Consider the following 24762-nt stretch of genomic DNA (forward strand, 5'->3'; position numbering starts at 1 on the left):
TTTTAAAGTGATGCTGAAACAAGTTCAGCATGACGACGTGGTTTATATTTTGCCGCAATATTTGCAATAACGCGAATATGCTCTGGCGATGTGCCGCAACAACCACCAATGATATTGATTAAATTCTTTTTTAAATACTCCTCAATTTGCTCGCCCATTTCCTCTGGCGACTCATCGTACTCTCCAAATGCATTGGGTAAACCCGCATTGGGGTGCGCAGAAATGGCAAAATCGGTTTTATTGGCAATCGCCTCTAAATGCGGTTGCATTAAATTGGCTCCTAAAGCACAATTAAATCCTATGGAAAACAATGGAATATGCGACACGGAAATTAAAAAAGCTTCGGCGGTTTGTCCAGACAATGTTCTGCCCGAAGCATCGGTAATGGTGCCGCTAAGCATAATTGGAATATCCTTTTGGCGTTCTTCTTTAGCTTCTTCAATCGCAAATAATGCGGCTTTGGCGTTTAAAGTATCAAATACGGTTTCGACCAATAATAAATCTACACCGCCATCAACTAAAGCTTCAACTTGTTGTTTATATGCGATTCGTAATTCATCAAAAGTTACGGCTCTATAACCCGGGTCATTTACATCGGGCGACATGCTTGCCGTACGGTTTGTTGGCCCTATTGAACCCGCAACAAAACGTGGTTTATGAGGTTCTTTGGCAGTAAATTTATCGGCAACTTCTTTTGCTATTTTTGCCGATTGATAATTCAACTCGTAAACCAAATTTTCCATTTGATAGTCGGCCATAGCAATGGTCGTACTAGAGAAAGTATTGGTTTCTACAATGTCTGCTCCGGCTTCAAAATACTTTCCGTGGATGGTTTTTATGGCTTCTGGCTGGGTAATGGACAGCAAATCGTTGTTACCTTGCAGCGGTGTTGGATAATCTTTAAAGCGTTCGCCCCTAAAATCATCTTCAGTAAATTTATAAGCTTGCAGCATGGTACCCATGGCACCATCTAAAACTAAAATGCGCTCTTTTAAAGCTTTATGGATATTCGACATTTTGATATTATTTATATCTGTATGTCATCAAGAAAAGTAAGTGAAACACTTTTCGTTATCTTTCCAAATATTAAAAATATTGGTAGAATGTAGCACCTTCCCCGAAAGTTCGGGAGGTTGCCAAGGCTTCAACGGGTCTAATCCCTCTACCTTTCTTGATAACAATTACTACGTTTATGAACTGTTTTTTCGCTTACGCGGAATTTAAACAACAAAAGTACTAACTATATTTTTGTTTTCCTTATACTGCTTGGTCTTTTTTCAACCTTGTAGGTGTTTTTTATTTTTTATACATACAAGGTTTTGGAAACCTTGCAGGAAACTTATCACTCAAACAGCGTTGAAGACAAATACCTATCGCCTCTATCGCAGATAATGGCTACTATAACGCCTTCCTTTAAAGTTTCTGCCAATTTTAAAGCACAATGTACCGCACCTCCGCTGCTCATGCCCGCAAACACGCCTTCTTCTTTGGCTAAACGTTGTGTCATTGCTTTGGCTTCCTGTTCGGTAACTTCAATAACTTGGTCGACTCTATTTCTATCGAAAAATTTAGGCACATATTCGGGCGACCATTTTCTAATCCCCGGAATACTAGACCCATCTGCCGGTTGAGCGCCAACAATGGCAATGTTTTTATTTTTTTCTTTCAAATATTTTGAAACCCCGGTAATGGTTCCTGTAGTGCCCATGGCCGACACGAAATGTGTAACATTCTGTTGGGTATCTTTCCAAATTTCCGGACCTGTAGTTTTGTAATGTGCTTTCCAGTTATCGTCATTTTCAAACTGATTTAACAACACATAGCCTTTGTCGTCCCTAAGCTGAAAAGCGATATCGCGTGAGCCTTCTATCCCAATATCTGCAGGTGTTAAAACAACTTCCGCACCATAAGCACGCATGGTTTTTACACGTTCTTCGGTAGAGTTTTCAGGCATGACCAAAACCATATTCAATTCAAGAAGCGGTGCAATAAAAGCCAAGGCAATACCTGTATTTCCGCTAGTGGCTTCAACCAAAGTGCCTCCTTTTTTTACGTCGCCTCTTTTAATCGCTTCGTTAATCATATTAAAAGCAGCACGGTCTTTTACACTTCCGCCAGGGTTATCGCCTTCTAATTTTAAAAACAGTTTTACGTTTTTATTTGAAACAATATGACTCGCTTCGATTATAGGCGTATGTCCGATTTGATTTAATATAGATTTAGCGAATGCCATTTTTTTTGGGTCTTATTTTAATTTCGGTTTTGTAGGTTACCAATGAGTTTTCCGGAATAGATTCCGTAATCCAAACATTGGCACCAATGGTACTATTTGCACCAATTACAATATCGCCGCCTAAAATGGTGGCATTGGCATAAATGGTAACATTTTCCTTTATGGTTGGATGCCGTTTTGTGGATGCCAGACTTTTATTTACCTGCAAACCACCAAGCGTAACCCCTTGATAGATTTTTACGTTTTTTTCGATAACCGATGTTTCGCCGATAACTATTCCCGTGCCGTGATCTACAAAAAACGACTCACCAATGGTTGCCCCCGGATGAATATCGATGCCGGTGACACCGTGCACATATTCACTCATCATCCTAGGGATTATGGGCATTTTTATTTTGTATAATTCATGGCTTATTCTATAAATAGCAATGGCATGAAACCCCGGATATGCGAGATAAACTTCTTCTAAACTTTTTGATGCTGGGTCGTTTTTTTCAATCGCCAAGGCATCGAGGTCCAGTTTGCGCCTAACATCGGGCAATGCGTTACAAAAGGTGTCCCAAGTAGCTGCCCTATCTTCGGCACAGACCTGGTTTGCTATCTCAAGAAAATCAATCTTTAATTGCTTCCATACTGTAGGGTCTTCTTCATCAAAAAGCGCATAAAACAATTGCTTTGTAAAGTTTTCTACAGTATCCTTTAATTTGAGATTAAAACATTTGAATGGTTTACCAAATAAACTCATAATATTATATTAAGCTTCAATGGCTCTAACAACAGCCTTTGGAGCTTCTTTGCGCGTTCCGTCGAAACCGTTAATACCACTTACCGTAGTGTATTTTAAAACATATTTTTTACCCGGATTGATAATTCTATATGCCGCTTGACACATTAAAGTCGCCTCGTGAAAACCGCATAGGATAAGTTTTAATTTCTCAGGATAGGTATTCACATCACCAATGGCAAATATTCCCGGAATGTTTGTTTGGTAATTTAAGGAGTTATCTACTTTAATGGCGTTTTTTTCTATTTCCAAGCCCCAATTTGCAATGGGTCCTAATTTTGGAGACAATCCGAATAACGGAATAAAATGATCGGTTTCTAAGATTTGCGCCTCACCGTCTTTTACAACGGTTACACTTTCAACTTTACCATCGCCATGAATTCCCGTTACTTCGGCAGGTGTGATTAAATTGATTTTTCCTAAAAGCTTCAATTCGCCTACTTTTTCAACAGAATCCAATGCGCCTCTAAACTCGTTTCTTCTGTGGATCAAAGTAACTTCCGAAGCTACATCGGCTAAAAATATACTCCAATCCAAAGCAGAGTCGCCACCACCGGAAATAACCACTTTTTTGTTTCTGTAAACTTCAGGATCTTTAATAAAATATTCTACGCCTTTATCTTCGTAATCGGTTATGCCTTCTATGGCTGGTTTACGTGGTTCGAAAGAACCCAATCCGCCAGCAATAGCCACCACCGGTGCTTGGTGTTTTGTGCCTTTATTTGTGGTTACAATAAACGTACCATCGTCTTGTTTTTCGATGGTTTCTGCACGCTCACCCAAGGTAAAACCAGGTTCGAATTGCTTACCTTGTTCCAATAGGTTTTTAGTTAAGTCGCCCGCCAATATTTCTGGGAAACCAGGAATATCGTAAATGGGTTTTTTGGGGTATATCTCTGAGCACTGTCCACCAGGTTGCGGCAATGCATCTATTAAATGGCATTTAAGTTTTAATAATCCAGCTTCAAAAACCGTGAACAACCCTGTTGGTCCAGCGCCAATAATGAGTATATCTGTTTTAATCATTTTATACTTCTTTTTTTGCAATTAATCCTTTGGTGAATTCGTTTAGCGTTTCTACTTTTTGCTCGAAATCCCCTTTTATTGTTTTTCTGTATTCATTTAAATTTTTAACTAAATCGTCTACATTTTCTGGGAGGACATCCTCAAAAAATTGACGTAGTCGTTTAGCTGTTGTTGGCGATTTTCCGTTTGTTGAAATCGCCACTTTTACATGGCCTTTTGTTACGATGCCGCCCATATAAAAATCGCAATACGGAGGGTTATCGGCAACATTTACTAAAATACTTCTTTTTCTACACTGTTTGTAAACTTTTACGTTAACTTTAGTTACGTTAGTCGTTGCAACAACAATATGCTTTCCTTTTAGATAACGCTTATTATACGTGTCTTTTATAAGCGTAACATCTCCTTTATTAGACAAAGATAAAGTTTCTTCTCTAAACATTGGTGATACCATTGTTACACAAGCATCTGGACTGGATTTTAAAAGGAACCTCAATTTTTCTTCAGCTACACCACCGCCGCCAACAATGAGCACGTTAAGGTTTTTCGCTTTTAAAAAAATGGGATATAAATTATTTCTTTCCATGCCCTAAGCTGTTGCAAATTCTTTATAAATAGAATTTAAAACGACGCGCTCTTTCACCACATCGCCAATAACAATTATGGCCGGCGAAGACAGTTGTTTTTCCGCCACAACAGATTCAATAGTACGAATAGTGCCGACGCCAAATTTTTCATTTTCAGTCGTGCCGTTTTGAATGATTGCTATGGCCGTATCCTGCTTGTTTTCTGCTGAAAAGACGTTTACAATGTCATTGAGTTTGCTCATGCCCATCAAAATAACAACCGTTGCTGTTGATTTTGCGGCCAAGGCCACATCATTTGATAATTTATGCGCCTTGGTTGTACCTGTAATGACCCAAAAACTTTCTGAAACACCTCGTTTTGTTAACGGAATACCCTGATATGCGGGCACAGCAATAGCCGACGATATCCCCGGAACAACATAAGTTTCAACCCCAAACCGTTGGGCATAATCTATCTCTTCGGCACCACGACCAAAGATAAATGGGTCGCCACCTTTTAAACGTACAACGTGCCCATGAGACTTTGCCCTGCTTACAATAAGCTCATTAATTTGTTCTTGTTGATACGCATAACATCCCTTGCGTTTACCCACATAAATGAGTTCGGCTTTGGCTGATGCATACTCCAACAACGTTTCATTTATCAGCGCATCGTACAAAATAACATCGGCAGATTTTATGGCTTTAATGGCCTTAATGGTGATTAAATCTGCATCTCCCGGACCTGCGCCTACAACGGTTAAAAGTCCCCTAGCCCCCGAAGGTGGAAAAGGATTTTCTTTGCTTATATGCTTTTCTTTATTAATACCCATCTTATCTTTAAACTGCTTTCTTTTGAAGTGCATTTAATTCTTTTTCAGCTTCTCTGAAAGTTCTCACTTTATCTAAAAACTGATTTGCGCTTTCTATATATTTTGTTGCGAACTCTCTTGTTGGGGTGTGCTTTTTAATTTGATAAATCAACTCTGAAAATGATACGCCCAAATCAATTCTTCCGCTTTCAACGAATAATTCATCAAACTGACTGATGATTCCTGCTTGTGTGTTTGTCTTTTTATTTTCGGCCAATAACAACGCTTTCGCGGAATTAACCAAAGAGCTGTAAGCATGGTAAATGGCACTTGAATACACTTTGTTATCAAATGATTCTTGGGCGTTTTCAATTTTCTCTTCACTCTCTAAAAACAAGGTTGCAATTAAATCGATGACTACGCCGGCACATTCGCCAATACCAATTTCCTTTACGTATTTTGCGGTGTTTCCCCAATCGATAAAATCGTCTTGGGTTAAGTTTGAAACATCCGAAAGATCGGTTAAAAGGTCATAAAAATATTTTTCGCCTTTTTCTTTATAATATGCAACAAATGGTTTTCCGTTGGCGTGCGCTTCAAAATCATTTAAAATTCTGCGCAATGCTTCGGGACCTCTTTTACTTGGAATTTTCACGACTTTATCGGCAAAAGTCGCATGACCATCGCCTAAGTTTCCGCCACCCAATAGCACTTGTAAAGCGGGCGCCACCAATTTATCTGGCGTACGAACAGACATCCCTTGAAAACCAATGTTTGCCATATTGTGCTGTCCGCAAGCATTCATACAACCGCTAATTTTAATCACTAAATCTTCGTTTTTTAAATACTGCGGATATTCTGCTTTTATAACGCGTTCCAACTCATCGGCAATTCCGGTACTGCTCGCTATTCCTAAGTTACAGGTATCGGTTCCCGGGCATGCCGTAATATCTACAGTTTTATTATAGCCGGCTTCAACAAAGCCCAATTTTTCCAATTCTTGGTAGAAAAACGGTACCAATTCGCGTTTTACAAATGGAATAACTATGTTTTGACGAAGCGTTAACCGCAACTCCCCTGCGGCATATTTCTCGACTAAATCTGCCAGTAATCTGGCTTTATCGGTATAAAAATCACCTAAAAGAACCTTAATGCCAATAGCCACAAAACCGTCCTGTTTTTGAGGAATAAGGTTTGTTGATTTCCAGGTTTCAAAAGCGTTTTGGTCTTTTATTTCAACCTGTGGAATCTTTGTGATTTCAACAGGTTTTGAGTACGGATACCCTTCGGCATCAATAACCACCGATTTGAACTCTATGGCATTTTGCTCCTCTTCAACTAAATTTTTAAAAGCCTCTAAACCAATGTCTTTTATTAAGAATTTCATACGAGCCTTGGCACGACTTTTACGTTCGCCGTAGCGATCGAACACCCTTAAAACACCTTCCATAAGCGGAATGATTTTATCGCTTTCCAAAAAGTCGTATAACTCATCGGCATGTCTAGGTTGCGAACCCAGTCCGCCACCAAGCATCACTTTAAAACCGCGAACGCCGTTTTTAATTTTAGCGATAAACCCCAAATCGTGAATGTACGATAGTCCGGTATCTTCATCTGAAGACGAGAACGATACTTTAAATTTACGTCCCATTTCCTGACAAATCGGATTCCGTAAAAAGAAACGAAACAAGGCATCGGCATAGGGCGACACATCAAACGGTTCATTAACGTCAATACCAGCGGTTTCGGAGGCCGTTACATTTCTAACCGTGTTTCCACAAGCTTCCCTTATGGTTACATCGTCCTTATCCAATTGTGCCCAAAGTTCGGGCGTTCTGTTGATATCTACATAGTGAATTTGAATATCTTGACGCGTCGTGATGTGCAATCTTCCTCTGGAATACTCATCTGAAACATCAGAAATGGTTCGTAATTGATTACTTAACAGTTTCCCGTAAGGTAATTTAATACGAATCATTTGCACGCCTTCTTGTCGCTGTCCGTAAATACCACGTGCTAAACGTAGGCTTCTAAATTTTTCTTCGTCAATTTTCCCATTATTGAAAAGCTCTATTTTATCGGCTAACTCAATAATGTCTCTTTCAACTATTGGATTTTCTATTTCTGTTCTAAAACTTTGCATAAAAAAGCCCCTCCTAACCTCCCCAATAGGGAGGGATTCTCACTCGGGCGAAGTAAGAATATTGTTATTAAAAGCCCCTCCCAACCTCCCCAAAAGGGAGGAGTTATTACTCGGAAGAGAGCAACTATTTTTATTAATTTATTTTTTAGATCTACAAGGGTCCAAAACCCTAGTAAAAAACTTCTTTTATTTTCATAAACTTGCTAGTTCCCCCTTATGGGGGTTAGGGGGCTTCTACTGAATAAAACCTGCGCCAACTGTATTATTGGATTGGGAATCGATGATTATAAACGATCCGTTTGTTCTGTGGTTTTTAAATTCATCGTAAAAAATAGGCTTGTTAAGCTTAAAGGTCACTGAAGCAATATCGTTCATCCCTAAACCGTTTACATTTTCTTCAATTCCCGAATAATCCGGGTTTATTTTATGATGAATCCTATCTACTTTCGCCAAAACCTTATTGATTCCATGCTGAACCACGTATTTTTTTCCAGCCGTTAATTGGGTTGAATCCATCCAACATACATTGGCGGTAAACTGTTTTTCTATGGCTGGCAAATCGTTTTCTTTAACAATCATATCACCACGGCTTACATTAATCTCGTCTTCTAAAGTGATGGTAACCGATGAGCGTCTTGAAGCTGTTTCATATTTTTCGTCGTAAAAATAAATGTCTTTTATCTTCGATTTTGTTTGCGATGGCAGCACCACAATATCGTCTCCCACACTTAAATTACCGCCGTAAACTTTTCCGGCGTAGCCTCTAAAATCATGGAATTCTTCGGTTTTAGGGCGAATTACATATTGCACCGGGAATCGTGGCGTACCGATGTTAAAAATATCTTTTTTGTCTAATTGCTCTAAATGTTCCAACAGCGCTTCGCCTTTGTACCAAGGCATGTTTTCAGATCTATTAACTACATTATCGCCTTTTAAAGCGCTCACGGGAATGAAGGTTATTTTCTGATCTTGATAATCGCGTTTGCTCATCAATTCAGAAAAATCAGCTTTAATTTTATTATAAACGTCTTCAGAATAATCAACCAAATCCATTTTATTAATGGCAACCACCACATCTTTAATGCGGAGTAAGTTATTGATGAAAAAATGGCGATTGGTTTGCTCGATCACCCCTTTTCTGGCATCGATTAAAATGATGGATGCTTGCGATGTCGATGCACCAGTAACCATGTTTCGGGTATACTCCACGTGTCCGGGCGTATCGGCAATAATGTAACTTTTTTTGGCTGTTGAAAAATAAATATGCGCTACATCAATGGTGATACCTTGTTCTCTTTCGGCCACCAAACCATCGGTTGCCAACGAAAAATCCAAATAATCGTAACCACGTTGTTTACTGGTTTTTTTAATAGCCTCTAATTTATCTGTGGTTAATGATTTTGTATCGTAAAGGATGCGCCCAATTAAGGTGCTTTTTCCATCGTCTACACTTCCTGCTGTTGCAATTTTTAATACTTCCATAGCCTCTCCCCAACCCTCTCCAAAGGAGAGGGAGTTTGTTCGGGTTATATTTTAAAATTCGTTTTTATTCTTTTGTTTTTTTATACCTACAAGGTTTTTAAAACTTTGCAGGATTTAGTTTCCGCAAACTTACTAATCCCCCCTTTTGGGGGCTAGGGGGCTTTTCTAGAAATACCCTTGTTGTTTACGTTTTTCCATGGCGGCTTCAGAGCGTTTATCGTCTATTCGTGCGCCACGTTCTGAAATGGTGCTTTCCCTAATTTCCTGAACCACGGTTTTTATATCGGCAGCATCAGATAGTACCGCTGCCGTACAACTCATATCGCCCACGGTTCTAAATCGTACCGTACGTTCTAAAACTTCTTCATTTTCATCTCTAAAAACCACCTCGTCATCTGCCGACCAGATTAAGCCATCTCGTAAAAAAGTGGCTCTGGTGTGTGCGAAATAAATGGATGGGATTTCAATGTTTTCTCTTTCTATGTAAGACCAAACATCCAATTCTGTCCAATTTGAAATAGGAAACACACGTACATTTTGTCCGTGTTCAATGTCACCATTCAGCATATCGAATAACTCCGGACGCTGATTTTTTTCGTCCCATTGACCAAAATCATCACGTACCGAAAAAATACGCTCTTTGGCCCGTGCCTTTTCTTCGTCACGACGGGCACCGCCAATACAAGCATCGAATTTAAATTCTTCAATAGCATCTAAAAGTGTTGTGGTTTGCAGCATGTTTCGGCTGGCGTATCGTCCCGATTCTTCTTTTACCTTACCCTCATCAATAGAATCTTGAACGTTTCTTACGATGAGTTCCAACCCCAGTTCTTTAACCAATCGATCTCTAAACTCAATGGTTTCGGGAAAATTATGCCCCGTATCGATATGCATTAAAGGAAACGGAATTTTAGCAGGGTAAAACGCCTTAACAGCCAACCTTACTAAAGTGATTGAATCTTTGCCTCCTGAAAATAACAGCACGGGGTTATCAAATTGTGCTGCCACTTCTCTCATAATATAAATGGCTTCGTTTTCTAACGAATTTATATGTGATGTGTCTTTGTTCATTTTTTATATTTTTAAGCGTGTAAACCACACTCTCTGTTTTCTAATGCTTTTGTTGGGTCGAAATACTTAAACTCGTTTGGTAACTTATGCTCGCTTAAATAAGCGTCCAGTTTTTCATCAGACCAATAGTAAAACGGACTCACTTTTAAAACGCCGTCTTTACTTAAACTAAAAATACCGATACTGTTTCTAAAAGCGGTTTGCCCTTGTCGCAAGTTGGTAAACCATACGTTTGGTTTATGCTCGTCCATAGCGCGTTTAAACGGTTCGAGTTTTACCTGCTCTGTAAACAAAGCATGTTCAGGGGCATCGACACTCGGTATTCCCAAAACCACATCGCGGTGTGCCGACGTTTGTTTTGGCACATATAAAAACACATTTAAGCCTAAATCTGCGATAACCTGTTCTGCGTGTTTATAGGTTTGCGGTGTATTGTAACCCGTGTCGCACCACACTACCGGAATGTCTGATTTTACTTGACTTACGGCATGCAAGATAGCAGCTTCGTAAGGTCTGAAATTGGTAGTTACAACTGCTTTTTTATTCAGTTCGAAAGCTTTTTTAATAATGCTGGAAGGCGATGCTTCCTTAAAAGTTTCGTTAAGCCTTTCTATTTGGTTTTGGTCTATCATTACTTTCCCCATTTTATATTATTCCAAGCGCGTTCGTGGAAGAAATACAATATCATTTTTGATGCAAACTCAACAGACGCTATGGTAAATGCCATGGTCGCTTCGCCCGTAATAAGCCAAGACAAAACAAGCGTATCAAGCGTCCCGATAATTCTCCAACTTATTGTTTTTGCTAGACTGCGTTTTATTTTTTCTTCGGATTGTTTACCATTTTCAGATACCTTTTCTCCTTTCGGATTGTTAATATCTATCACTTTCACATCCTTATTATTTCTATTTAAAACCGCATCAATAATCATATGTTTTTAAATTTTATATTAATCCTATCGATTTACTAGGAAATACAAAAGTAAAATATATTTTTTCTTATGAAAGATATTTAACAACTTTTATGGATATGAAAATGATTTAAGTAGAATGGATTATAATTATCCAAAAAATAGTTTGAATTTTAAGAAATTCTCAACACTATTTTCCCGATAAATCTGCTAATGTGGTGTTTCTGAATACTTCAAGGGTGTTATCGCGCACCTGAATCATGAGCTTATTAACGCTGCATTTTTCTTCATCCGGACAATCATCGCACTTTTCGTAAAAATTTAAGCTCACGCACGGCACCATGGCAATGGGGCCTTCAAGAACGCGCATCACATCGGTCATTTTAACCTCGGTTGGCTCTTGCCTTAAATAATAACCGCCGTGCTTGCCTTTTTTAGAGCCTAGTATACCAGATTTTCTAAGGGTAAGTAAAATGCTTTCTAAAAACTTGGGAGGTATATTTTCGCTTTTAGCAACCTCAGAAACACGAACGGGCTCATCGCCTTCTTTTCTGGCAATATAAGTGAGTGCTTTTAAGCCGTATTTAGTTTTTTTAGATAGCATGGTGCTAATATAGTTAATTACTTATTCTCTTTAAAACAAACTGAAAAAACTAGAAAATTTACGCACGCATTTCGGTATTTGAAACATATATAAAGGAATTTGTTTTGAGTTAATTTGTTCTAAATTACTATTTTTACTTAAACTACCTAGCTTGAAATACATGAAAACACTAATTAAATTTTCCTCCTTATTATTCATTGTCATTTTAAATCAAGCGTGTAAAGAAAACCATAGTGAAACCCTACCTTACGACGACATCGTTCAAAAAAGTGCAAAGCAGTATGCTAAGATGCACCAAACCATATATCCTGAAATAAACAATAAAAAATTTATTCCAAGAACCATAAACGATAAAGGTCAACCCACTTTAGTTGGTATTTATGATTGGACCAGCGGGTTTTATGCTGGATCGCTTTGGTATTTAAACTTTTTAACTGCTGATTCAAAATGGGAAAAACCAGCTTTAGAATACACCAAAAAACTGGATTCGATACAATATTGGGGCGGGAATCATGATGTGGGTTTTATTATAGAGTGTTCATACGGAAACGCCTTGAAAAAAACAGTCTCAAAAGCGTTTGATAGTGTTATCGTGCAAACCGCCAAATCATTGGCAACCCGTTTTCACCCAAAAGCCGGAATTATTCAATCTTGGAATGCCAGTAAAAAATGGAATTGCCCTGTAATTATTGATAACATGATGAATCTTGAATTGCTTTTCCATGCCACAAAAATAAGTGGTGACTCAACATATTACGATATTGCGGTTTCTCATGCCGATAAAACATTAGAAAATCATTTTAGACCCGATAACAGCTCTTATCACGTACTGAATTACGATGTTGAAACTGGCGACATATTAAATAGAAATACGCATCAAGGACTTGCTGATGATTCTGCCTGGGCAAGAGGACAAGCTTGGGGTCTATACGGTTTTACTGTGTGCTACAGGGAAACAAAAAAACCTAATTACTTAAAGCAAGCCATAAAAATTGCCGACTATATTAAAAACCATCCCAATTTACCCAACGATAAAATTCCGTATTGGGATTATAATGCGTCCGCAACCAACGAAACACCCAGAGATGCCTCGGCAGCGGCAATTACAGCTTCTGCTTTATATGAATTGAGTTCTTTTATGGGTGTTGAAGGTGAAAAATATGAGAATTTTGCAGATAAAATCATGCTAAGCTTAAGCAGCCCAAACTATTTTGCAGATAAAGCAACTAACGCTAATTTTTTGCTGAAACACTCGGTTGGAAGTATCCCGCACGGTGTGGAAATTGATGTCCCATTAAATTATGCCGATTATTATTTTTTAGAAGCGTTGTACAGACATAAAAACATAAACCAATAATGAAACAATTAACCATCCTTTGTCTTATATGCATTATCCCTTTGAATTTATTTGCTCAAAATGACCGAACCATTTGGGTTGACGAACTCACAAAAATGGCCAAACCCGTTTTAACAGCCTTAGCAAATGATGCGTTAAAGGAAACCATGCCTATTGAGCAAAGTAGTTTTGAATATGGCGATAGAAGCCCTTTTGCCGGTTTAGAGGCTTTTGGGCGTTTAATGGCAGGAATAGCACCTTGGTTAGAGTTAGGAGCGAGCCAAAGTACAGAAGGAAAATTACGTAAAGAATATATAAAACTTGCACATAAAGCCATAAGCAACGCAGTAAATCCAAACGCCAAAGACTACCTGAATTTTAACCAAGGTAGCCAACCGCTTGTTGATGCCGCATTTTTGGCACAGGCATTTTTAAGGGCACCGAATCAACTGTGGGAACCCTTGCCAAACGAAACCAAAAAAATGGTTGTCAATGCTTTTAAAAAGGCAAGAACCATAAATAATGTGCCTTATAACAATTGGCTTTTATTTGCTGCAACCGTGGAAGCTTTTTTTGTGAAATTTGAAGAAGAAGCTGATTTTTTACGTATTGAATATGCCCTAAACAAGCACATGGAATGGTATGTTGGAGACGGTTTGTATGCCGATGGAAAATACTACCACTGGGATTATTACAACTCCTTTGTTATTCACCCTATGCTGATAGATATTGTGAAGGTTTTACAAGAAACCAATCATCCATTAAAACATTTAAAAGGGAAAATTTTGGAACGCGCCCAACGCTATGCTGAGATTTTAGAACGCCAAATATCTCCGGAAGGAACCTATCCCGTTGTTGGGAGATCTTCCATTTATAGATTTGGAACTTTTCAGGTTCTATCCCAATTAGCGCTTATGGAGGAATTGCCCAAAGAACTCTCTGAAGGCCAAGTTAGATCTGCATTAACAAAAGTGCTTTTGAGACTGCATCAACCCGAAGGCACATTTAACAAACAAGGCTGGTTGCAAATCGGGATTGCGGGACACCAACCCAAAATGGCTGAGCCTTACATCTGCACCGGAAGTTTATACTTAACGGCCTTGGGTTTTTTAAGTTTAGGCTTGCCTGAAAATCATTCGTTTTGGACTTCAAAACCAGAGCCTTGGACTATGGTAAAGGTCTGGAGCGGAGATGTTTCCGTAAAAAGAGATGCCTATAAAAATTAACTGTTTAATTTAAAGCCTGCTCCAAATCCGCAATAATATCATCGGCATGCTCTAAACCCACCGAAACACGAACCAAACCATCGGTAATACTAGCCTCCAACCTATCGGCTTCAGAAAGTTTACTATGTGTGGTGCTCGCCGGATGGGTTACAATGGTTCGGGTATCGCCTAAATTGGCCGAAAGCGAGCACATTTTAATGGCATTCAAAAATTTACGACCGGCTTCAATACCTCCTTTAACTTCAAAAGCAACGATATTACCGCCAAGTTTCATTTGTTTTTTAGCAACTTCGTACTGCGGATGCGATTTTAAAAACGGATATTTTACCCAATTCACTTTTTCGTGTGCTTCTAAAAACTCAGCAACGTTTAAAGCATTTTCGCAATGTTTATCGACTCTTACCGCTAGGGTTTCCAAACTTTTAGACAGTGTCCACGCATTAAATGGCGATAAAGCGGGCCCCGTATTTCGGGAAAACAAATAAATCTCTCGCATTAAATCGGCGTCGCCAACGGTTACACCGCCCAAAACACGACCTTGACCATCGATTAATTTGGTTGCGGAATGAATAACCAAATGCGCACCAAATTTAATAGGTTGTTGCAAGTACGGTGTAGCAAAACAATTATCGATTATTAAAATTAAATTGTGCTTTTTCGCAATATCGCCCAACAACTCCAAATCGATTATATCCACCGCGGGATTGGTGGGCGATTCGGCAAATAAAATTTTGGTATTCGGTGTAATTAAGCTTTCAATGGTCTCCGGTTTGTTGATATTAAAATAACTGGTTTCAATGTTCCATTTTGGTAAAAACTTGGTAAAAAGCGTATGGGTTGAACCAAAAATAGAGCGCGCCGAAACAATATGGTCGCCACTATTTAACAAGGCGGCAAAGGTTGAAAACACCGCCGCCATTCCCGTGGCAAAGGCATAACCGCTTTCAGCACCTTCCATTTTACAAATTTTATCGACAAACTCCGAGGTGTTTGGGTTTGTAAAACGGCTGTAAATATTGCGCTCCTTTTCTTCGCTAAACGAGGCGCGCATGTCTTCAGCATCTTCAAACACAAAGCTCGAAGTTAGGTATAACGGACTCGAATGCTCCAAAAACTCCGTGCGGTTTATTTGCGTACGAATAGCCTCGGTTTCAAATTGTTTTTTGCTCACTTTTATTTTTTTAAATTTTTATTTTAGCATTCCCCTTTGGGTCGGGCTTTCCGTTGCAAGTCCTCGCACCTCCTTCGTCGGGCTGTGGGCTTTCCACTACAATCCCTAATGCACCTATCTGTGGCGGTTTTTGTTAATCCTTAATTTTAGTGCGTTTGCATGTTTAAGTTTTAAAAACCCATCCCTAACCCCTCCAAGGAGGGAAACTGTTACGGTTTAATTTATATGTTTCGATAACCTTAAAATGTCTCCAAAAACACCTCGTGCCGTTACCTCAGCACCCGCTCCGGCACCTTGGATTACAATTGGTTGCTCGCCGTAACTTTCCGTGAAAATCTCAAAAATAGCATCACTTCCTTTTACGTGCCCCAATGTACTATCTTCTGGAATGGATACCAATTTTACTTCAAGGTTCCCTTTGTCTTGCGACAAATCGCCCGATAAATCACCAACATATCTTAAAACATGTCCTGCTTTTTGTTCCTCTTTTATCTTTTGGTATTGCTCATCCAACACATGTAATTGCGATAAAAATTCTTCAACCGAAATATGCTGATACGCCTCGGGTATAAGATTTAACACCTCAACATCTTCAAATTCATTTTGCAAATCCAGCTCTCTGGCCAAAATCAACAATTTTCTTGCAACATCATTTCCTGAAAAATCCTCTCTCGGGTCGGGTTCGGTAAATCCTTTGTCGATGGTTTCTTGAATAATTTCGCTAAACGGCTTGTCTTCCACCGAAAAATTATTGAACAGATAACTTAAAGTCCCCGAAAACACACCTCTAATTCTGGTAATATTCTCCCCAGATTCGTGCAGTAATTTAATAGTATCAATTAAAGGTAAACCAGCACCAACAGTGGTTTCGTACAGATATTCTTTATTGTGCTCTTTTAATTGAACTCTTAAATTGGTATAAAAATCGTGCGAAATGGTATTGGCTATTTTGTTTGACGATACCAAATCGAAACCGGCTTCAACCAACGGGATATAATTTTGATAAAAATCTGAACTTGCCGTATTGTCAACCGCAATTAAATTCTCTAAATGATGCGATTTTGCGAATGCTATTATAGGTTCAATCGCGCTTTCTTGTAACGTCGATTTTAAATCATCTTGCCAGTTTGCATCAACCCCATTTTTATTCAATAGCAGTTTTCGGGAATTGGCAATGGCAAACACATTTAGGCTGATGCCTTTTCGCTTTTCAATCTCATCTTTCGATTTTAAAATCTGATTTATCAATGCACCGCCAACACCGCCGTGTCCAAAAATGGCAATGTTTATCTTTTTTGAAATCCCAAAAACCTCACCATGAATCACATTAACCGCTTTGTGCAATTGCTCTTTTTTAACTACCAAACTCACGTTTCTGCCGGTAACCGTATTGTTGAACAGTAAGGGTGTGATTTGGTTTTTTATTAAGGCATTGAACGGCTTGTGGAACGAACTCAACTCAATACCAATAATGGAAATAACCGACACATCGTCAATCACTTCAATTTTATTAACGTCTTGCGAGTAAAAATCGTTTTCGAATTCGCGCTCCAAAGCAATAACGGCTTGGGTGGCCTTTTCAGCATCGATAATTAACCCGATACCGCGTTCGGATGAACCTTGGGAAATAATGCTCACACTTATACCGTGATCGCTCAAGGCTCTAAAAATTCTGGCATCGACACCAATTTTCCCCAATAATCCGCGGCCTTCTAAATTCAACAACGCTACGTTATCTAAAACCGATAGCGAGGTTACTTCCTTAGAGCTTGGTTTCGCTGAAATTAGTGTGCCTTCGTCATCCGGATTAAAGGTGTTTAAAATACGAAGACTGATGTTTTTTTCGACTAACGGAATGATGGTTTTGGCGTGTAAAACGGTGGTCCCGAAATTGGCCAATTCGTTAGCTTCGCTAAAAGATAGCTCCCTGATTTTTTGGGCATCGGCCACCAAATCCGGATTTGCCGTGTAAATTCCGTTAACGTGTGTGTAGTTTTGAAGTTCTTCGGCATCTAAATGATTGGCCAATAATGCGGCCGAATAATTACTGCCGTTTCTACCCAACGTTGTGGTTTCGCCTTTTGAATTTGAAGCAATAAAACCCGTTATAATATTTACGGTTTCTCCATTATTTTGCTTAAAATAATTTCGAACATTATCTTTTGTTTGCTGCGAAATGGGTTGGGCATTCCCGAAATTTTCATCGGTTTTTATCAGTGTTCTGGAGTCTGTTGCATTGGCTTTAATACCTCTTTCAATTAATAAAGCCGACACCAGTTTTGCCGATAACAATTCACCCTGGGCCAAAATCTCGTCTTTGGTTTTTTGGCTGTAATCGCGCAATAAACCTACACCTTCAAATAACTTGTCGAGGATTGAAAATTCTTCAGAAAAATCAATGGTTTTTAAAGGCTCTTTTTGGTACGCTTTAAAGGTTTGTAACAATTCCTTATAATCTTCACCTTTCGAGGTTTTATTTAAAATAGCTTCCAAATCATCCGTGGCATTGCCTCTTGCCGAAACCACAACGGCTATTTTCTCGCCATCATTTACTTTATTTTCAATAATGGAAAGCACCTTTTGTAACCCGTCTCCGTTTGCTAAAGATTTTCCTCCAAACTTTAATACTTTCATTTTTTTCTTTTTAGAATTTGGCACAAAAATGCCTTCTATTATTTTTTCCAACTGCTCGTATTCTATTAAAAACGCATCGTGCCCATGTACCGAGTTAATTTCGCTGTAGGTAACATTGGGGTTTGTAACCGCCAACTGCTTATGGGTTTGCCTGTTTTCTTCAGCGGTAAAAAACAAATCGGAATCGACGCCGATAATATGAATATTGCCCTTAATATTTTCTAAAACATTAAAATCGTTTTTTCTGTTTTTTGTAACATCGATGGTTTTTAGCAGCTGATTCATTAATTTATAAGCTGAAAGCTGAAAGCGTTCCTGCAATTTATTACCGTGATGCAGCAACCAACTTTCCACGTTAAAAATCTCTAAATCGTCATTTTTTGAGCGTTGAAACCGTTCTTTAAAAGACTCCGGTGTGCGATAACACAACATGGCATGCATTCGGGCATCGTGTACCGGGTTTTTAGAATTTAACAAAAACTGCTCCTGAATTTGGCAATTAGCGATTAACCAATCGGTAGATTTCCAGTCGGTTGCCACGGGAATTAAATGCTGTGTTACGTCTGGTTTTATGGCCGCCATTTCCCATGCAATGCCACCACCTAAAGAACCACCAATTACGGCAAATAACTTATCAACTTTTAAGGTTTCCAGTCCCAATAAAAATAAGTTAGCAATATCCCTGGCTACAAAATCCTTGTAGTTTTCAATAACAAATCCATCAAAACCGTTACCTGGAATATTAAAGGCCAAAATAGTATAAAGTTTGGTGTCGATAACTTTATCATCGCCAATTAAATCTACCCACCAGCCATCAGGTCCTGCCACATTACTGTTTCCAGTTAAAGCATGATTAACCAAAACCACCGGTGCCGAACCTAAAGGCTTACCGAATACTTGATAACTTAACTTTATTTCAGGGTTTATCGCCTTGCTTTCAGTAATAAAATTTTTAATGGTGATATGTTGTAATGGATGTTTCAATACTTGTGTTTTCCTTATCAAGACTGTCAGGTTTTTGAAACTTGACAGTCTGAATTTGTTTTAATTAAATGGTTTTAAAGGCCGCTTTTAAATCATTTTTTAAATCGTCGATATCCTCAATACCAACCGACAACCTAATTAAATCTGCCGATACACCTGCTGATGCTTGTTCAGCCTCATCCAATTGTTGATGCGTTGTGCTTGCAGGGTGAATAATTAGTGATTTGGTATCGCCAATATTAGCGACAATGGAAAATAACTTGGTATTATCGGCTATTTTTTTAGCGGCATCAAAACCACCTTTATGCCCAAAGGTTACAATACTGCTTTGGCCTTTTGGTAAATATTTATCGGCCAGTTTTTTATATTTACTAGAGGCTAATCCTGGGTAATTTACCCATGCCACTTCGTCTTGTGCCTCTAACCATTTTGCCAATTCTAGCGCATTTTCGCTGTGTTGTTTAATTCGAACCGGCAAAGTTTCTAAACCTTGAATGATGTTAAAGGCATTTGTAGGACTTAAAGCGCCACCAAAATCCCTTAAACCTTCTAAAATTAATTTAAAAACATAAGATGCTGCACCCAAAGTTTCGTAATATTTTAAGCCGTGGTAACCAGCAGAAGGCTCTGTAAATTCAGGAAATTTTCCGTTTGCCCAATTAAAGGTTCCGCCATCAATAATGGCACCCCCGATTGAGGTTCCTTGGCCGCCAATATATTTTGTTAATGAGTGAATTACAATATCCGCACCGTGTTTTAACGGGTTTAACAATACCGGTGTTGCCACTGTGTTATCTACAATAAAAGGTACGCCAGCTGCTTTTGAGTGTACCGAAATAGCTTCTAAATCCAACACATCCAATTTCGGGTTTCCTAAAGATTCCGCAAAAAAGGCTCTGGTGTTTTCTTTAACTGCATTTGCAAAATTTTCAGGGTTTGAAGGGTCTACAAAAGTTGTGGTAATACCCAATCGAGGCAGTGTTACATTTAACAAATTATAGGTACCGCCGTATAAACTATTAGAGGCTACAATATGGTCGCCAGCTTTTAACAAGGTTAACAAACCTGTTGAAATGGCCGACGCTCCCGATGCAAACACTACGGCACCAACGCCACCTTCAACAGCCGCTAAACGCTCTTGCAATATTTGATTTGTAGGGTTGTTTAAACGGGTGTAAATAAACCCTAATTCTTTTAACGAAAACAGATTTGCCGCATGGTCTGAACTATTAAAAACATACGATGTGGTTTGATAAATGGGCACCGCTCTGGTTCCTGCATTTGTAGTTACATCGTGTCCGGCATGTAAGGCGTTTGTTGCTAATTTTTGAGTACTCATTTTTCTAGTTTTTTTGAGTTAATAAATTGATTAAATCAAAAGTCAAAATGCACCATAAATGGTATACTTAATAGAAAAATGTTAAAAAGAAATTATTAAAATTACTGGACGTAATTTTTTGGTTATCTATCCTTAAGATCCTGAAACGCGTTCAGAACAGGGGTAGAATTTAGCACCTTCTTTAAATATAAAGGGTTGCTAAGGCTTCATCGGGTCTAATCCCTCCGCCTTTCTTGATAACATTTCAATAAGTTATTGAACTTTGTGAACACAAATATTCAGTTAGAAAAAGTTATAAACCAAATTTTTTGCTCTTTTTTTTTGAAAATTATTGATTTTTTAAAATTTGAGCTTCAAATTTATTACTGATTATCAAACCAACCGGTTTGTTTTCAATTTTCGATTCCAGCCACGAAATGATATCCAAATATAAAAATGCCCTACTTTGATAGGGGTCGTCTTCAAACTGCTTCAATTTTTTGTGCAGCTTAATAAATTCGGCTTTCACATCTTGCGGATAAATATCGCCCAAACCTCTTAAAAACTTGATGAATTCTTTTTGCACTTCGTATAAATCTTCCATCTTAATTAAAAACTTATAGGTGCTTCTTATCAACACATCTAAATTGTAATCCATTCCGGCTTCGTAGTGGGCTACCAAATTTAAAATCCTTGAAAAACAGAGTAAATCCTCACGCATTTGCAACGATTTATTACTGATGATTTTCTCTAAAAACTGGATGCATTTTTTGTTTTCGCCGGCACCAAAATACATGCTCGCTATTTTATAATAAAACACCATAACGTGGTGCTCGTCTATGCGATTTTTGTACTTTTTCAACTGCTCTAAAACCTCGTCGATTAAAGGCAAGCCTTCTGTAAAACTGCCTTCAATAAAATGCAAATTAAACCTGTTGTTATAAATGTACAGAAAGGCTAAACTCTCGTTATTATCATCCAATGGAAACCATTTTTCCTTAGTGATTTCCTCTAACTTAAGTAAGGTTGTTTTAAATTTTTCATAATGCCTCAAATAAAATAAAGCTTCCAACAAGTAATGATTTCCTCTTAAAAAAAAGACCGGATTGAGTACGATCATATTTTTATTTTCATAAAAAAGTTGCACCCATTTCGAGGCATATTTATAACAGGCCAAAAAATCCAAGGTTAAGAAACTGTACCACAAATACGCTTTATAGAGCCATAATTTTTCTCTAAATCCTAATTTATTGATGTCGTATTTTGGCAGTCTGTCGTTAAAATATTTGGTTATGCGCTTGTGTTCGGCATCATTTTTTATATAGCCCGTTTTTAAAAACAACCCGTATAACTGCAATGATAAATTAGACAATTTACTGGCCAAAACATTTTGCAAACTAAGCGCCTTGGCTTGCACCGTTAGCTCGTCTGCCCTATTGCTTAAGCTTCGTGTAATGTATTGCGATTCAATTATTTTTTCGAGTTCAACAATTTCATAAGCAATATTTTTTTCTTCGTTATTTATGGCCAAGGTTTTGGCTTTATCTAAAATTTTCAGACTTTGTTTATAAAGTCCTTTGTGGTATAAAATAGTTGCAAAATCGAGTTGTTCACGGATTTGGATTCTAATATTTTGATGCGACGGATTCAACCTTAGGCTAATAAGAATTTGTTTATACAAATGCGCTTTTAAGTTTGACAACTGCTGTTTTTTAACGATGCCTTTCTTTAAAATAACGGCTTCATCGTAAACCGAAAGCTTATCTAGAATATTAAATAGCATCAAAAATTTTGAATCCTCATTCACCCCTAATCTTCCCACATAAAGTTTAAACTGTCTTTTTTCAGATTTAGACAGCGACTTTACCAGTACAAACAAATTATCTTTTTGCTCTTTTGTCATAGTTACCAAAACACACTTAATTAGCTTATTATCAATGTTTTAACAATCATAAAATCAAGTTAAACATCGTAAAAAACACAGGTTGAATTCTCCATTTAAGAAACCAAAATATACATTCGTATAACAATACGAAAATATATTATACTAAATGTCTGATAATAACGTCCAAATTTTTGATACAACGCTTCGCGATGGCGAGCAGGTCCCTGGTTGTAAATTAAATACAGAGCAGAAATTAATTATAGCCGAACAGCTTGATAATTTAGGTGTTGATATTATTGAAGCCGGTTTTCCGGTATCGAGTCCAGGCGATTTTAAATCGGTTGAAGAAATATCTAAAATTGTAAAACACGCTACAGTTTGTGGACTGACGCGATCTGTTGAAAACGATATAAAAGTAGCTGCCGAGGCCTTAAAATACGCGAAAACACCACGAATTCATACGGGTATTGGCACCTCGGATTCTCATATAAAACACAAATTTAAATCGACTCAAGAAGATATTATCGAACGTGCCGTAAAAGCCGTTAGTTATGCAAAAACTTTCGTTGAAGATGTTGAGTTTTATGCCGAAGATGCCGGTAGAACCGATAACGAATATCTGGCCCGTGTTTGCGAAGCTGTAATAAAAGCCGGCGCAACGGTTTTAAATATCCCAGATACCACGGGGTACTGTTTACCTCACGAATACGGTGCAAAAATTAAGTACCTAAAAGAAAATGTAAAAGGTATCGATAGAGCAATTTTGTCGTGCCATTGCCATAACGATTTAGGGTTGGCTACAGCCAATTCCATTGAAGGTGTTATTAACGGCGCACGCCAAATAGAATGTACCATTAACGGTATTGGAGAGCGCGCAGGAAACACCGCTTTAGAAGAGGTTGTTATGATTTTAAAACAGCACCCTTATTTAAATTTAGATACAAGAATCCAAACCGAAATGCTTTACGGCATCAGCCAGCTGGTGTCTGATAGTATGGGTATTTATACGCAACCCAACAAAGCAATTGTTGGTGCCAATGCCTTTGCTCATAGCTCGGGGATTCATCAAGACGGTGTGATTAAAAACCGTGAAACCTACGAAATCATAGACCCAAAGGATGTTGGTGTAACCGAATCGGCCATTGTGTTAACTGCACGTAGCGGAAGAGCGGCCTTGGCATATCGCGCAAAAAATATTGGCTACGAATTAACGAAGCTTCAATTAGACGAAATTTATACTAGCTTTTTGGATTTTGCCGACAAAAAGAAGGAGGTTGATGACAACGATATTCATCAAATTATTGAAAAAAGTAAAGTTTACAGAGAAATTATTTCAGCTTAAAACAAATTAGATGAAATTAAATATTGCCGTTTTACCGGGCGATGGTATAGGACCAGAAGTAACAGCACAAGCCGTTAAGGTTTTAAAGGCTATCGCTATGGAATTTGGCCATATATTCACATTTAACAAGGCTCTTGTTGGCGCTGCGGCAATTGAGAAAACCGGCAGTGCCCTGCCAGAAGAAACCGTTAGCATTTGCAAAAAAGCAGATGCTATTTTATTTGGTGCCATTGGTAGTGCCAAATACGATATGGATCCGGATGCCGAAGTAAGGCCGGAACACGGACTTTTAGGACTCAGAAAATCGCTCGATTTATATGCCAATATCAGACCCGTTATTGCCTACGAAGATTTGCTGAATAAATCCTCCTTAAAAATTAAGCAAATACGCGATACCAATATTTTAATATATCGCGAGCTTACGGGTGGCCTTTATTTTGGCGAAAAAAAACTAACCAACGATTCGGCTTCAGATATTTGCGAATACTCGCGTTTTGAAATCGAGCGCATTGCGCACATGGCCTTTAAAGCGGCACAAACCAGAAAAGGCAAACTCACTTTGGTCGATAAAGCCAATGCATTGGCAACCTCTCGCTTATGGCGTAAAGTGGTTCAGGAAATGGCAACCCAATATCCCGATGTTAAATTAAATTTCCTGTACATCGATAATGCTGCCATGGAACTCATTATAAACCCAAGGCAATTTGATGTGATTTTAACCGAAAACATGTTCGGCGATATTTTATCCGAAGAAGCCAGCGTAATCGTTGGCACCATTGGTTTACTGGCCTCGGCTTCAATAAACGAAAAACATGCCATGTTCGAACCCATTCACGGAGCTTACGGCAAATTTGCCAATAAAGGGGTGGCAAATCCCATAGCTTCCATTTTATCTGCGGCCATGTTGCTCGACCATTTTGGTTTGGACAAAGAAGCCGCCTTGGTTCGGAAAGCGGTTCACAAATCGTTAAAACTTCATATTACAACCCCCGATTTGAATATGAAATACGATAACATAAGCACCACAAAAGTGGGCGATTTTATTGAGGATTTTATAAACAACCCAGAAGAAACCAATTTAAACTTTAAAAACATACATTTAGGTCAATCCACAATTATTTAATTATTTGAGTTAGTCGTCATTATAAAATTTTTGGGATTATTAAAAGCGCATTTTTACAGTGCGCTTTTTTAGTTTTATTTGGGCGTTACCACACTTGTTCGCTGAGGCTCTC

20 protein-coding genes and 2 riboswitches are annotated in these 24762 nt (G+C 38.4%); of the genes, 4 read left to right on the top strand and 16 right to left on the bottom strand.

Annotated features, from left to right (window positions below):
* Positions 1-2 precede the first annotated feature (2 nt).
* The 12 genes from RNZ47_RS00480 to RNZ47_RS00535 form a co-directional block, all read right to left on the bottom strand.
* Positions 3-1016 carry a homocysteine S-methyltransferase family protein gene (locus tag RNZ47_RS00480; protein WP_311935034.1) on the bottom strand — a complete coding sequence of 338 codons (1014 nt, stop codon included), beginning with the start codon at positions 1014-1016 and terminating at the stop codon, positions 3-5.
* Positions 1017-1068: 52 nt separating this feature from the next.
* A riboswitch (SAM riboswitch) is annotated at positions 1069-1181 on the bottom strand.
* A 161-nt stretch (positions 1182-1342) separates the two neighbouring features.
* Positions 1343-2233, bottom strand: coding sequence for a cysteine synthase CysM (gene cysM / locus RNZ47_RS00485; protein ID WP_311935036.1), 891 nt, complete (start codon positions 2231-2233; stop codon positions 1343-1345).
* Positions 2220-2978, bottom strand: coding sequence for a serine O-acetyltransferase EpsC (gene epsC, locus RNZ47_RS00490; RefSeq protein ID WP_311935038.1), 759 nt, complete (start codon positions 2976-2978; stop codon positions 2220-2222). Before epsC ends, cysM begins: the two co-directional genes overlap by 14 nt.
* Positions 2979-2987: 9 nt before the next feature.
* On the bottom strand, positions 2988-4043 hold the full coding sequence (locus RNZ47_RS00495) for an NAD(P)/FAD-dependent oxidoreductase (RefSeq protein ID WP_311935040.1): 1056 nt from the start codon (positions 4041-4043) through the stop codon (positions 2988-2990).
* Position 4044: 1 nt separating this feature from the next.
* Positions 4045-4629: a precorrin-2 dehydrogenase/sirohydrochlorin ferrochelatase family protein gene (locus RNZ47_RS00500; RefSeq protein WP_311935041.1), complete on the bottom strand. Its 585-nt coding sequence runs from the start codon at positions 4627-4629 to the stop codon at positions 4045-4047.
* Between the two features lie 3 nt (positions 4630-4632).
* A complete protein-coding gene (gene cobA, locus RNZ47_RS00505; RefSeq protein ID WP_311935042.1) occupies positions 4633-5475 on the bottom strand; it encodes a uroporphyrinogen-III C-methyltransferase in 843 nt (280 codons plus the stop codon).
* Positions 5450-7564, bottom strand: a complete 2115-nt coding sequence (locus RNZ47_RS00510) for a ferredoxin-like domain-containing protein (RefSeq protein ID WP_311935044.1) — start codon at positions 7562-7564, stop codon at positions 5450-5452. Before RNZ47_RS00510 ends, cobA begins: the two co-directional genes overlap by 26 nt.
* A 234-nt stretch (positions 7565-7798) precedes the next feature.
* Positions 7799-9046 carry a sulfate adenylyltransferase subunit 1 gene (locus RNZ47_RS00515; RefSeq protein WP_311935046.1) on the bottom strand — a complete coding sequence of 416 codons (1248 nt, stop codon included), beginning with the start codon at positions 9044-9046 and terminating at the stop codon, positions 7799-7801.
* Positions 9047-9211: 165 nt separating this feature from the next.
* Entirely contained in the window at positions 9212-10117 is a 906-nt protein-coding gene (cysD, locus tag RNZ47_RS00520; RefSeq protein ID WP_311935048.1) for a sulfate adenylyltransferase subunit CysD, read from the bottom strand.
* An 11-nt stretch (positions 10118-10128) separates the two neighbouring features.
* Positions 10129-10749, bottom strand: a complete 621-nt coding sequence (locus tag RNZ47_RS00525) for a phosphoadenosine phosphosulfate reductase domain-containing protein (RefSeq protein ID WP_311935050.1) — start codon at positions 10747-10749, stop codon at positions 10129-10131.
* On the bottom strand, positions 10749-11048 hold the full coding sequence (locus tag RNZ47_RS00530; RefSeq protein WP_311935052.1) for a DUF2061 domain-containing protein: 300 nt from the start codon (positions 11046-11048) through the stop codon (positions 10749-10751). Before RNZ47_RS00530 ends, RNZ47_RS00525 begins: the two co-directional genes overlap by 1 nt.
* 169 nt (positions 11049-11217) lie before the next feature.
* On the bottom strand, positions 11218-11631 hold the full coding sequence (locus RNZ47_RS00535) for an RrF2 family transcriptional regulator (RefSeq protein ID WP_311935054.1): 414 nt from the start codon (positions 11629-11631) through the stop codon (positions 11218-11220).
* Positions 11632-11791: 160 nt separating this feature from the next.
* Between RNZ47_RS00535 and RNZ47_RS00540 the strand changes: the two genes are divergently transcribed.
* Both RNZ47_RS00540 and RNZ47_RS00545 read left to right on the top strand, forming a co-directional pair.
* A complete protein-coding gene (locus RNZ47_RS00540) occupies positions 11792-12988 on the top strand; it encodes a glycoside hydrolase family 88 protein (protein ID WP_311935055.1) in 1197 nt (398 codons plus the stop codon).
* Positions 12988-14193: a DUF2264 domain-containing protein gene (locus RNZ47_RS00545; RefSeq protein WP_311935057.1), complete on the top strand. Its 1206-nt coding sequence runs from the start codon at positions 12988-12990 to the stop codon at positions 14191-14193. Before RNZ47_RS00540 ends, RNZ47_RS00545 begins: the two co-directional genes overlap by 1 nt.
* 4 nt (positions 14194-14197) lie before the next feature.
* Here RNZ47_RS00545 and RNZ47_RS00550 read toward each other — a convergent pair whose 3' ends face one another.
* The 4 genes from RNZ47_RS00550 to RNZ47_RS00565 all read right to left on the bottom strand — a co-directional run bounded on the left by RNZ47_RS00550 (position 14198) and on the right by RNZ47_RS00565 (position 22203).
* Positions 14198-15364 carry a trans-sulfuration enzyme family protein gene (locus RNZ47_RS00550; RefSeq protein WP_311935059.1) on the bottom strand — a complete coding sequence of 389 codons (1167 nt, stop codon included), beginning with the start codon at positions 15362-15364 and terminating at the stop codon, positions 14198-14200.
* A gap of 216 nt (positions 15365-15580) precedes the next feature.
* Positions 15581-18982: a bifunctional aspartate kinase/homoserine dehydrogenase I gene (gene thrA / locus RNZ47_RS00555; protein ID WP_311935061.1), complete on the bottom strand. Its 3402-nt coding sequence runs from the start codon at positions 18980-18982 to the stop codon at positions 15581-15583.
* A gap of 64 nt (positions 18983-19046) precedes the next feature.
* Positions 19047-20321, bottom strand: coding sequence for an O-acetylhomoserine aminocarboxypropyltransferase/cysteine synthase family protein (locus RNZ47_RS00560; protein ID WP_311935063.1), 1275 nt, complete (start codon positions 20319-20321; stop codon positions 19047-19049).
* A gap of 119 nt (positions 20322-20440) precedes the next feature.
* A riboswitch (SAM riboswitch) is annotated at positions 20441-20564 on the bottom strand.
* An 85-nt stretch (positions 20565-20649) separates the two neighbouring features.
* A complete protein-coding gene (locus RNZ47_RS00565; RefSeq protein ID WP_311935065.1) occupies positions 20650-22203 on the bottom strand; it encodes a hypothetical protein in 1554 nt (517 codons plus the stop codon).
* A 148-nt stretch (positions 22204-22351) separates the two neighbouring features.
* Between RNZ47_RS00565 and RNZ47_RS00570 the strand changes: the two genes are divergently transcribed.
* Both RNZ47_RS00570 and leuB read left to right on the top strand, forming a co-directional pair.
* Complete coding sequence (locus tag RNZ47_RS00570; RefSeq protein WP_311935067.1) at positions 22352-23527, top strand: 2-isopropylmalate synthase; 1176 nt, start codon at positions 22352-22354, stop codon at positions 23525-23527.
* A gap of 10 nt (positions 23528-23537) precedes the next feature.
* Positions 23538-24650 carry a 3-isopropylmalate dehydrogenase gene (gene leuB / locus RNZ47_RS00575; protein ID WP_311935069.1) on the top strand — a complete coding sequence of 371 codons (1113 nt, stop codon included), beginning with the start codon at positions 23538-23540 and terminating at the stop codon, positions 24648-24650.
* Positions 24651-24762 lie beyond the last annotated feature (112 nt).

The organism is Hwangdonia seohaensis, assembly GCF_031932625.1.
Taxonomy (GTDB): Bacteria; Bacteroidota; Bacteroidia; order Flavobacteriales; family Flavobacteriaceae; genus Hwangdonia; species Hwangdonia seohaensis.